The following is a 10,369-nucleotide window of genomic DNA, read 5'->3' as shown; positions in this document are numbered from 1 at the left end:
CACATGCCTTCTTGTAACTATAAAAGCTGAAGTTTCCAAACACGCTCTAAAATCAAAAAACATGCCGGACATCCTCTTAGGAGGCGGTCTGCAATTCCGTTTCGGATGACTGGCACCGGCATGACGGACTCAACGTCCCGTCATTGCACACGACGCGTCCTTGATAGCACTGCCCGGATACGCCCCCATGCCACGAGCAGCAGCCACGCTGGGCACTCAGGATCCCTGCCAGCGGGTCGTCATCTCTGTACGAGAGATCGGAGCCACATTGCGCGGGCTGGGGTTGAGGCATGTCCCCTGCTTCTTCCGCCCATGCCGGCAGAGCAAAGAGCATCCCTGACAGGGCTACTGCACCCAGGATTTTCCAATACATCGTTTTCATCTCCCCCTCCTTTTGCCGCCCCGCCTGCTGGCAGGACTGCCTTTGTGAAAGCTGATGAGCAGCTTTTAAATATAGATTATTAGATATATTGTCACGCAAACTTTGGTGGGACAACGGGGCTGGGGGAGGGAGAAGGGCAATGAGGCAGGAAAAAGAAAAAGAGGGGAGCCCTTTCCATTCCGGACAGGGCTCGATGGAGAAAAATTGAAAGGACGCAAGATGCCCGCATACCGCAGAAACGATATGCAGATATTCTTATCTATTTGATATAAAAATATTTTTATACGGACTCAAAATCCGCCTGTGGAACACCTTGACCAAGGCGAAAGAAAGCCCGCTTTTTTTGAACATCTGGTATGTGTTCAAACATAAATAACGGCCCTCGTCCTGTCGGGACGGGGGCCGTTGTTCGTGCAAAGCTGGGGAGTGCAGCGGCTAGAAATCAGTGGGGAAAAGCTTGCTGTCGGCAGGCTTGAGATTGTCCTTCAGCATCTTCTTACCGGCATCGAGGGAAGCGCCCATGATGGTGATGACGCTGCCGAGCTTGCCGTTGGCACTGAAATAGCTGACGCCCCTGACCTGCTCTTTGGAGAATTCTCCCACATAGGAATCGCCGGAAGCCACAGGTTCGGAGGTCGTGAAACCGGCAGCCTTCATATTGGCAATGGTCTGAATCGCGAGATCTTTGGCGGAAAGCGGGACAGGCGTGACAGCCACAGTGATGACGGTCTGTTCGGCGGCGTTCTGGAGGATGGCCATGGTCGCGCCCTGGGCAGACTGCACAGGCTGGGGTTGCGTCCAGCCGGAGGGAAGGTTCAGCGTAAAGTGGTCGGTCTTTACTTCATCAGCCAGTGCTGCGGATGCGCAAAGAAGGATACCCAGGAGACAGGTTGCCGTAAGCGTCAGGACTTTCTGCATATGATCCTCCCTAAGAGTTTGAAAAAGGCTAAACGTTTCTTGGTAGATAGGCAACAGGCAGAAGAGCGTCCCCGGGGGCGTTTTGGGGGAGCAGGCTGTCCGGATGAATATGACATCTAAAATAGGCGAGACCTTGCTGGTCGCCCGCTGGGGACGTACCCTCACGGTCTGGTACGGCTCTTACAAAGAACATGCCTGGACCGCTTACTTGTTTCTGCATGCGGGACGGGCAGACTATCCATGGGAGACCGCAAGAGGGCTCACCTCATGCTTTTTTAAGGAAAGATGGCAGGTCCGCGCGAAGTCGGCCTTGCCGGTTGTTCCTGTTTGTCTCGCAAATTCGCAACGAAGGAAGGATCTTATCCGGGCAGACTTCCGGGGTGAGCGGATGCTTTTGTCCCGTTTTGAACAACGTTGTTTATTTGTCGTATCCCCTTGCTAAGTTTTTGTTTCGGTGCTACGGTTTCATAAAATATTTTTTGTGGGGCGTCTTGTTTCAGGAACGCTTCACAGAAAAAACGTGCCGGAGCTCGCAGCCGTCAGGCAAGCACTCCCTCCGGCATGTTCCCTGTTTCATCCTGACCCAGGAGAGGAAGCCTATGAGCTACACACGAAGGGGATTCCTGAAACTGGCAGGCGTGAGTGCACTCTGTCTCTCGCTCAGCCAGTTCGGTTTCAACCTCGGCGAGGCCCAGGCCTATGCCGGGAGTCTCAAGATAGAAGGCGCGAAGGAAGTCATCACGATCTGTCCGTTCTGCGCTGTCTGCTGTCAGGTCATCGCTTACGTGCGCGACGGCAAGCTCGTCAGTACGGAAGGCGACCCTGACTTCCCTGTCAACGAAGGTGCCTTGTGTGCCAAGGGCGCAGCCCTGTTCTCCATGTACACGAACCCGCACCGCCTCACCAAGCCTTTGTACCGGGCGCCCTACAGTGAAAAGTGGGAAGAGAAGGACTGGGGATGGATGCTGGAAAAGATCGCCCGTCGCGTGAAGGATACGCGTGACAAGGATCTTATCCTCAAAAACAGCAAGGGCCAGACGGTCAACCGTCTGGAAAGCATTTTCATGATGGGCACCTCGCATGCCTCCAACGAGGAATGCGCCGTTATCCATCAAGCCATGCGCGGCCTGGGTGTTGTCCAGATGGACCACCAGGCCCGGGTCTGACACAGCCCCACTGTTGCGGCTCTGGCAGAGTCGTTCGGACGCGGTGCTATGACCAACCACTGGATCGACATCAAGAATGCCGACGTGGTTCTTATTATCGGCAGCAATGCCGCTGAACATCATCCTGTTTCGTTCAAATGGATCATGCGGGCCAAGGACAACGGTGCGGCGCTTATCCACGTCGACCCCAAGTTCTCCCGTACGTCCGCCCGTTGCGATTATCATGTGCCGCTGCGCTCCGGTACGGATATCGCGTTCCTGGGCGGTATGGTCAACTATATCCTGGAATCGAACAGCTATTTCCACGATTACGTCGTCAACTATACCAACGCCTCGTTCATCGTCGGCAAGGGCTATGACTTCAAGGATGGCCTTTTCAGCGGCTATGACGCCAAGGCGCGCAAGTATGACCAGAGCAAGTGGGGCTTTGAAAAGGGCCCGGACGGCGCTCCGCTGCGTGACGCCACGCTGAAGCACGAACGCTGCGTCTTCAACCTGATGAAGAAGCACTATTCGCGTTACACCCTGAAGAACGTCTCCGACATCACGGGTGTTTCCGAAGAGAACCTGCTCAAGGTCTACAAGCAGTTCTGTGCCACCGGCAAGCCCGACAAGGCCGGCACCATCCTGTATGCCCTGGGCTGGACCCAGCATACCGTGGGTGTGCAGAATATCCGCTGCTCCACGCTGGTGCAGCTGCTGCTGGGCAACATCGGTGTGGCCGGCGGCGGCATCAACGCCCTGCGTGGCGAGCCCAACGTGCAGGGCTCCACGGACCATGCCCTGCTGTACCATGTGCTGCCCGGCTATATCGGCCTGCCGCTGGCTCCCTGGCAGACCCTGGCCCAGTTCAACAAGGCCAATACCCCGGTCACCAAGATCCCCAACAGTGCCAACTGGTGGGGCAACCGGCCCAAGTACTTCGCCAGCCTGCTCAAGGGCTGGTACGGTGAAGAGGCGAAACCGGAAAATGACTTCTGCTACGGCCTGCTGCCCAAGGGTGAGCCCGGAGCGGACTACTCGTACATGTATGTCATGGACAAGATGTACCAGGGCAAGATCAAGGGTGGTTTTGTCTTCGGCGTCAACCCCATGAACAGCTTCCCCAACACCAACAAGATGCGCAAGGCTCTGGACAATCTGGACTGGATGGTCTGCGCCGAGCTGCACAATTCCGAAACCACGGACAACTGGCACCGTCCCGGCGTCGACCCCAAGAAGATGAAGACCGAAGTCTTCCTGCTGCCGTCGGCGCATCGTGTGGAAAAGGCCGGTACCATCAGCAACAGCGGCCGCTGGCTGCTGTGGTTCGACAAGGCCGTGGAACCCGCCGGTGAAGCCCGCAACTTCGCCGACATGTTCGTGCCGCTGATCAACAAGCTGCGCGAGCTGTACAAGGCCGAGGGCGGCAAGCTGCCCGAAGCCCTGCTGAAGATGAACTGGCCCGAAAAGTACGACCCCGAAGAATGGACCCGCCGCATCAACGGCTTCTTCTGGGCCGATACCAAGATCGGCAACCGCCTGTACAAGAAGGGCGACCTGGTCCCGGCGTTCGGCAACCTGCAGGCCGACGGCTCCACCTCGTCCCTCAACTGGCTGTACACCGGCAGCTATACGGAGGATGAAGGCAACAAGTCCAAGCGGCGCGACCCGACCCAGACGCCCATGCAGGCCGCCATCGGCCTGTATCCCAACTGGTCGTGGTGCTGGCCGGTCAACCGGCGCATCCTGTACAACCGCGCTTCCGTGGACCTGAACGGCAAGCCCTACAACCCCAAGAAGGCCGTTATCGAATGGGACGGCAAGAAGTGGGTGGGCGACGTGCCGGACGGCCCCTGGGCGCCGCAGGCCGATACCAAGAACGGCAAGCTGGCCTACATCATGACGACGGACGGTTACGCCCAGCTGTACGGCCCCGGCCGTCTGGACGGCCCGTTCCCCGAGCATTACGAACCGGCGGAAACGCCCGTGGCGCAGCATCCCTTCTCCAAGCAGCTGAGCAGCCCGGTCTACAAGTTCCATACCAGTGATATGGACAAACTGGCCAAGGCTGCCGATCCCAAGTATCCCATCGTGCTGACGACCTACAGCATGACGGAACACTGGTGTGGCGGCGGTGAGACCCGCAACGTGCCCAACCTGCTTGAAGCCGAGCCCCAGCTCTACGTGGAGATGAGCCCCGAGCTGGCCAAGGAAAAGGGTATCGCCAACGGTGACGGCGTGATCGTGGAAAGCGCCCGCGGCAGGGTGGAAGCCATTGCCATGGTGACGGTCCGCATCCGTCCGTTCAAGGTCATGGGCAAGACAGTCCATCTGATCGGTATGCCCTTTGCTTATGGCTGGACGACGCCGAAATGCGGCGACTCCACCAACCGTCTGACCATTGTGGCCTGTGACCCCAACACGACCATCCCCGAAGCGAAGGCCTGTTGTGTGAACATCCGCAAGGCGGACAAGTTGACGGAAATTGCTTAACCAGCACCGGGCGTGCCCTTCGGGGCACGCCCCCCAAGGAGCAAAGATATGCCGAAAGCATTTTTAGTCGATACCACACGCTGCACGGCATGCCGCGGCTGTCAGCTTGCCTGCAAGGAATGGCACGATCTGCCCGCCAACGAGACCAAGCAGCGGGGGAGCCATCAGAATCCGCCGGATCTGAACCCCAACAACTACAAGATCGTTCGTTTCCACGAGCATCTGGACAAGCAGGGCAATGTGGTCTGGAACTTCTTCCCGGACCAGTGCCGCCACTGCGTCACGCCCATCTGCGTGGACGTGGCCGACATGGCCGTGCCCGGCGCCATGATCAAGGATCCCAAGACCGGTGCCGTGCTGGTGACCGACAAGATCAAAAAGCTCAGCGAGCAGGACATGGCAGACGTCATCCATGCCTGTCCGTACAATATCCCCAGGTATGACAAGGTCAAAAAGACCCTTGCCAAGTGCGACATGTGCGCCGACCGCGTCGCTGCCGGGATGCTGCCCGCCTGCGTCAAGACCTGCCCCACCGGGGCCATGGCCTTTGGCGAACGGGACGAGATCCTGGCCCTTGCCAAAAAGCGGCTGGAGGTCGTCAAAAAGACTCATCCCAAGGCATTCCTGGCAGATCCTGACGAAGTCAGCGTGATCTACCTGCTTGCGGAGGAAGCCGAGTTTTATCACGAATACGCGACCTTCGGCTAAATGTCGTTGCCTTCTCCCCGTTCCCACCCTCTCTCCGAAGCCCGCAGGCTTCGTTAGCCGGAGTATCCATGGCCGCATCCTGTCAAAGCGTGGAAGAAACAGTCAGCGGTATCCTTGCCCGCCGTCCTGTCCTGTCCCCTGTCCTGCAAGCCTTTGCCCCGCTGCTGGCTGCTCGGGCCGCGCTGCCCGAACAGCTCAAGCCCCTGCTGGAATCTGCCGGCATCCGTCTGCCCGAGATGCAGCGTGAGCGGGCCGCACAGGGCTATCCGCTGCTGGCGGAGATGTCGCTTGCCGGTATCGGGACAGCCCTCAGGGCCGCGGCCGAGACCCTGATTCCGCTGCTTGCGGCCCAGGATGTGGTCAGGCCGCATGAGGCGAAGCTGCGGGCGTTCTTCCTGGATGCTGCACAGGGGCCTGAGGCTCCGGTGGCCCTGGCGGAAGCCGTGCTCAATGAGACGGCCGAGAGTGCCGAAAGCGTGGGAAAGATAGCGGCGCATCTGGATATCCCTGTACAGGTGCTGCTGTTCGCGTTCAGCTTTATGCTGGGGCCTGTCCTGCGGGCCCTGGTGGAGCTGTCGCCGCACGGGAACGGGAAGGAGGCTCCCTGGAACGTGGAAGGTGCCTGGCGGCAGGGCTATTGTCCTGTCTGCGGATCCGGGCCTTCCATAGCGTATCTGGACCGGCCTGTTTTTGATGAGAAAAACGCGTTCCTGGCGGGCGGTGGCGGCAAAAAGCACCTCCACTGTTCGCTGTGCGGCACGGACTGGACCTTCCGCCGCGGGGCTTGTCCCTTCTGCGGCGAAGAAGGGGCAGGTGCCATGGAGATCCTGAAAGAAGCGGGGAATGCCCTGGGCGAGCGCCTGGACTGGTGCACCCGCTGCAAGACCTACTGCCCGGCGGTGGACTTGCGTGAGCGCGATACGACGCCCGATCTGGACGTCCTGGCGCTGGGGATGCTCCATATGGATATGGTCGCGGCCAAAAAAGGCCTGCAGCCCATCCATCCCGCTTTCTGGAACACGTTTTAGCACGAGCTGCCGTGGCTGCCTTGCGGCCAGCGGTCACTACGAGGTAACGCATGAAACGAGCGCTCATTGCGATATGTATGCTGTCATTGATCGGCGGCGCGGCCACCTGGGCCGTGGCTGGCGACGCCAAGGCTCCGGACAAGCCCATCGAGCTCAAGAGCTCGGAGCATAAAAAGATGTGGGTGAAGTTCAACCACGCTACCCATGAGAGCGTGGAGTGCGACGTCTGTCATCACGCGGCCCCCTCTGATGCCAAGGATGCCTATGTGTCCTGTGGCGCAAGCGAGGAATGCCACTCCCTGAAGGGGACGCGGGAACGTGATCCCCAGAGCCTGTTCTGGGCGTATCATACCAAGAATTCCGAGCGTTCCTGCTATGGCTGCCATACGGCCATGCTGGGACCGGGCTGCCGTCCGTGCCACATGCCTCCCCAGGGCGGCGGAGCCGAAGGAAAGTAAGTCACAGTCTGTCTGCTGCCCCGCAGGGAGAGATCCTGCGGGGCAGTTTTTTCTGGAGCCCGGACGGTTGCCGGGTGCGGGTATGCGCGCTTGATCGTTCCTTTTCGGAAGGTTTTTCCGGCCCATGCGGTTTACAGGGCTGCAACAAGCGGGTATCGTTATACAATAGGTCCTTCGGCACGGCAGGCGGCCTGTCCGGTGTCCTTGCGTGCCTGGACTTTCGGATTTTGGCCTTTCCCGAAAGGCCGGAGAGGAAGCCCGCGGATGGTCGGGCAATATGCGGAAGAGCCGCAGGATTTTCAATGGAGACACGCATGCGGATCGGAAAGTGGGATCACGATGCCTTTGTGGCCGTGGTAAAGGATTTTCATGGCCATGTGGCCCCCGGGGTCATCATCGGCGGATATATGGTGGAAATGGCACGGCGTACCCTGCCGGAAGGCATCCTGTACGACGCCGTTTCAGAAACGGTCCAGTGTCTCCCGGATGCCATCCAGCTGCTGACCCCCTGCACGGTGGGCAACGGCTGGTTGAAGGTCTATCATTTTGGTATTTATGCCCTTTCCCTGTATGACAAATATACGGGGGAAGGGACGCGCGTCCGTCTCAACGTGGAGGCCCTGGATGCCTATCCGCATGTGCGGGCCTGGTTTCTCAAGGAAAAGCCCAAGCGTGAGCAGGAACCGGAACTGCTGCGTGAAGAGATCCGCACGGCCGGCATGGACCTGCTCCAGGCCGCCCCTGTGCGTATCCATCCTGACTTTTTGGTGAAGAAGGGGAAAGGCGTCGTGCGTCGTTGTCCGCGCTGCGGGGAATGGTATCCGGCAGTGCTGGGCGATCTGTGCCGTCGCTGTCAGGGGGATGGCCCCTATCTTGCCGGAAAGGAATAGCCCTGTCGTTCCGGGCCCACGGAAAGCATACTGCCGTGGGCCTTTTCTTTTCAGGAGAGAGCGTGATGGAACTGGAAGCCCGCAAAGCCGTACTGTATTCCATTTTTGATGCCGGGGTGCGGGCTGTGGCTCCCGATGCGGCCCTGATGCGTCATGTCTGTCTGGAAGGCGACAGCCTGCTTGTGGACGGGAAACGCTGGCCGCTGCCGCGCCGGGGCCGTTTGCTGGTGCTGGGAGCCGGCAAAGGGGTCGCGCCCATGGGTGCTGCCGTGGAAGAGCTGCTGGAGGATCGCATCCATAGCGGGCTGCTGGTGGTCAAGTACGGTCACGGTCTGCCGTTACGGCAGATCACCCAGGTGGAGGCCGCCCATCCTGTCCCGGACGCGGCAGGCGCAGCAGCCACACAGGCATTGCTGGAGCTGGCCGCCGGGACGACGACAGACGATCTTGTTCTCTGTCTGCTCACAGGCGGGGCCAGTGCCCTGACGCCGGCCCCGGTGCCCGGCGTCACTCTGGAAGACATGCAGCAGGTAACGGAGCTGCTGCTGCGCAGCGGCGCGACCATCGCGGAACTCAATGCCGTCAGGAAGCATCTGTCCCGTTTCAGCGGTGGCCAGCTGGCCCGGACGGCTGCTCCGGCCGGGGTGGTGAGCGTGATCGTTTCCGACGTGGTGGGGGACGCTCTGGATGTCATCGCCTCAGGTCCCACAGCGCCGGATGCGTCGACGTTTGCGGACTGCATGGACATCCTTGCCCGCTACGAGCTGGCACCGGCCATGCCGCCTGCTGTCCTGGATCATCTTCAAAAAGGCTGTCTGCGTCAGAATGCCGAGACGCCCAAGCCGGGGGATGCCTTGTTCCGGCATGTGCAGAATGCCCTGGTCGCCACCAACCGGCAGGCCCTGGATGCGGCGGCGGAGCAGGCCCGGCAGCAGGGCTTCCGTCCTGTCATCCTGACGGACAAAATGGTGGGGGAAGCCCGGGAGCAGGCGGCCCTGCTGGTGGCGCAGGCCCGGCGGATGGCGGCCGAACTGCCGGCGGATGCACAGCCTCTCTGCCTGCTGGCCGGGGGGGAGACGACGGTGACGCTCCGCGGCGGGGGCAGGGGAGGGCGCAATCAGGAAATGGCGCTGGCAGCCAGCCTGGCCTTGCAGGACTGCCCGCATGTCTGCGCCCTGTTTGCCGGTACGGACGGCACCGATGGCCCTACGGACGCTGCCGGAGGATGCGCCTGGGCCGGGAATCTCGCTGTGACGGGGATGGAGCAGGCACGTCATGCCCTGGAAAAAAATGATAGTTATCCGATACTTCACCATTGCGGTGCCCTGCTGCGGACCGGTCCCACACGGACGAATGTGATGGATCTGGCCGTGCTGCTGGTCTGGCCGGAAAAGGCTCAGTAAAAGTTTTTTCTTTGCGGTCATAGCTTGACAATGACAGGTTTAAATAGTAATGTTTATTAAATAATTGGAGTTTGCTATGGCCCAACCACAGACCAGAATGACTAGGCAACGTGCTGTCATCCTTGAAGAACTGAGAAAAGTCAAAACACACCCCACAGCGGATGAGCTGTACAGCATCGTTCGTGAGCGCCTGCCCCGCATCAGCCTCGGCACGGTATACCGCAACCTCGATTTCCTGGCGGATACCGGCGAGATACGCAGGCTCGAAGCGGCAGGGACGACAAAACGGTTCGATGGCGATATTTCCTGGCATCAGCATGTGCGCTGCATCCATTGCGGGCGCATAGGTGATGTCATGCAACCCCTGCCGGTACCCTCTGTGGCAGGCATGCAGGTAGAAGGCTTTTATTCCATCGTCGATTCCCGTGTGGAATTTGACGGTATTTGTGAAGCCTGCGCCGCCAAGGGCTTGAAGTAAGCACACGCTTCCGGGACGGACTTTGTCCGTCCCGATCCCTCAAAGGAGATTGTTATGGCTGAAGCTCAGGATATGTGGCGTTGCCAGATGGTGAATTGCGGTTATGTCTACGACCCGGATCGTGGCGACAGACGCCACAAGATCCCTGCCGGTACTAAATTCGAGGACCTTCCCGATGACTGGCGCTGTCCGGTCTGTGGCGCGGCAAAGAAAAGTTTCCGTCGCCTCTCGGAAGAAAATTAGTATTCAGGCAAGGACGCCCTTCGGGGCGTCTTTTTTATGATGGCTGTGACTGTATCGTGCAGGCACGGAGTAAAAGACACCCGGTATGCGGGTGTCTTTTTTTGAGAGTATTGCATAAAGAATGTTATAATGACATACTCCAGTTAAGAGAATGTCCGGCATACATCTTGCTATACCAGTTTTCTCCAAAGGATACAGGCCAAAGCAAGGTAAAGTAGTC

9 protein-coding genes are annotated in these 10,369 nt (G+C 59.3%); 8 read left to right on the top strand and 1 reads right to left on the bottom strand.

Going from position 1 to position 10,369, the window contains the following annotated elements:
* Nucleotides 1-817 precede the first annotated feature (817 nt).
* Nucleotides 818-1,300 (bottom strand): hypothetical protein, encoded by a 483-nt coding sequence (locus HF854_RS11530; RefSeq protein ID WP_168936423.1) that lies wholly within the window; start codon nucleotides 1,298-1,300, stop codon nucleotides 818-820.
* A 599-nt stretch (nucleotides 1,301-1,899) separates the two neighbouring features.
* Between HF854_RS11530 and fdnG the strand changes: the two genes are divergently transcribed.
* The 8 genes from fdnG (at nucleotide 1,900) to HF854_RS11490 (ending at nucleotide 10,149) form a co-directional block, all read left to right on the top strand.
* Complete coding sequence (gene fdnG / locus HF854_RS11525; protein ID WP_168936422.1) at nucleotides 1,900-4,941, top strand: formate dehydrogenase-N subunit alpha; 3,042 nt, start codon at nucleotides 1,900-1,902, stop codon at nucleotides 4,939-4,941.
* A gap of 48 nt (nucleotides 4,942-4,989) precedes the next feature.
* Nucleotides 4,990-5,649, top strand: coding sequence for a 4Fe-4S dicluster domain-containing protein (locus HF854_RS11520; protein ID WP_168936421.1), 660 nt, complete (start codon nucleotides 4,990-4,992; stop codon nucleotides 5,647-5,649).
* A 68-nt stretch (nucleotides 5,650-5,717) separates the two neighbouring features.
* Complete coding sequence (locus tag HF854_RS11515; protein ID WP_168936420.1) at nucleotides 5,718-6,677, top strand: formate dehydrogenase accessory protein FdhE; 960 nt, start codon at nucleotides 5,718-5,720, stop codon at nucleotides 6,675-6,677.
* 77 nt (nucleotides 6,678-6,754) lie between these two features.
* The gene (locus HF854_RS11510; protein ID WP_168936419.1) at nucleotides 6,755-7,135 is read left to right on the top strand and encodes a cytochrome c3 family protein; all 381 of its coding nucleotides are present in this window, start codon (nucleotides 6,755-6,757) and stop codon (nucleotides 7,133-7,135) included.
* 314 nt (nucleotides 7,136-7,449) lie between these two features.
* Nucleotides 7,450-8,025: an FmdE family protein gene (locus HF854_RS11505; RefSeq protein ID WP_239465054.1), complete on the top strand. Its 576-nt coding sequence runs from the start codon at nucleotides 7,450-7,452 to the stop codon at nucleotides 8,023-8,025.
* Between the two features lie 65 nt (nucleotides 8,026-8,090).
* Nucleotides 8,091-9,428 carry a glycerate kinase type-2 family protein gene (locus HF854_RS11500; RefSeq protein WP_168936424.1) on the top strand — a complete coding sequence of 446 codons (1,338 nt, stop codon included), beginning with the start codon at nucleotides 8,091-8,093 and terminating at the stop codon, nucleotides 9,426-9,428.
* 76 nt (nucleotides 9,429-9,504) lie between these two features.
* Nucleotides 9,505-9,906, top strand: coding sequence for a Fur family transcriptional regulator (locus tag HF854_RS11495; RefSeq protein WP_040369377.1), 402 nt, complete (start codon nucleotides 9,505-9,507; stop codon nucleotides 9,904-9,906).
* Between the two features lie 54 nt (nucleotides 9,907-9,960).
* Complete coding sequence (locus HF854_RS11490) at nucleotides 9,961-10,149, top strand: rubredoxin (RefSeq protein WP_168936417.1); 189 nt, start codon at nucleotides 9,961-9,963, stop codon at nucleotides 10,147-10,149.
* Nucleotides 10,150-10,369 lie beyond the last annotated feature (220 nt).

The sequence above is a fragment of the Desulfovibrio piger genome (assembly GCF_012843875.1).
Taxonomy (GTDB): domain Bacteria; phylum Desulfobacterota; class Desulfovibrionia; order Desulfovibrionales; family Desulfovibrionaceae; genus Desulfovibrio.
The sequence above is the reverse complement of the archived record's forward strand: the minus strand, read 5'-3'. Positions and strand labels throughout refer to the sequence as shown.

Excerpts from the sequence above, each read along its gene's own strand:
- HF854_RS11530 (WP_168936423.1), bottom strand. The coding sequence starts at position 1,300 with ATGCAGAAAGTCCTGACGCTTACGGCAACCTGTCTCCTGGGTATCCTT.
- HF854_RS11520 (WP_168936421.1), top strand. The coding sequence starts at position 4,990 with ATGCCGAAAGCATTTTTAGTCGATACCACACGCTGCACGGCATGCCGC.
- HF854_RS11515 (WP_168936420.1), top strand. The coding sequence starts at position 5,718 with ATGGCCGCATCCTGTCAAAGCGTGGAAGAAACAGTCAGCGGTATCCTT.
- HF854_RS11510 (WP_168936419.1), top strand. The coding sequence starts at position 6,755 with ATGCTGTCATTGATCGGCGGCGCGGCCACCTGGGCCGTGGCTGGCGAC.
- HF854_RS11505 (WP_239465054.1), top strand. The coding sequence starts at position 7,450 with ATGCGGATCGGAAAGTGGGATCACGATGCCTTTGTGGCCGTGGTAAAG.
- HF854_RS11500 (WP_168936424.1), top strand. The coding sequence starts at position 8,091 with ATGGAACTGGAAGCCCGCAAAGCCGTACTGTATTCCATTTTTGATGCC.
- HF854_RS11495 (WP_040369377.1), top strand. The coding sequence starts at position 9,505 with ATGGCCCAACCACAGACCAGAATGACTAGGCAACGTGCTGTCATCCTT.
- HF854_RS11490 (WP_168936417.1), top strand. The coding sequence starts at position 9,961 with ATGGCTGAAGCTCAGGATATGTGGCGTTGCCAGATGGTGAATTGCGGT.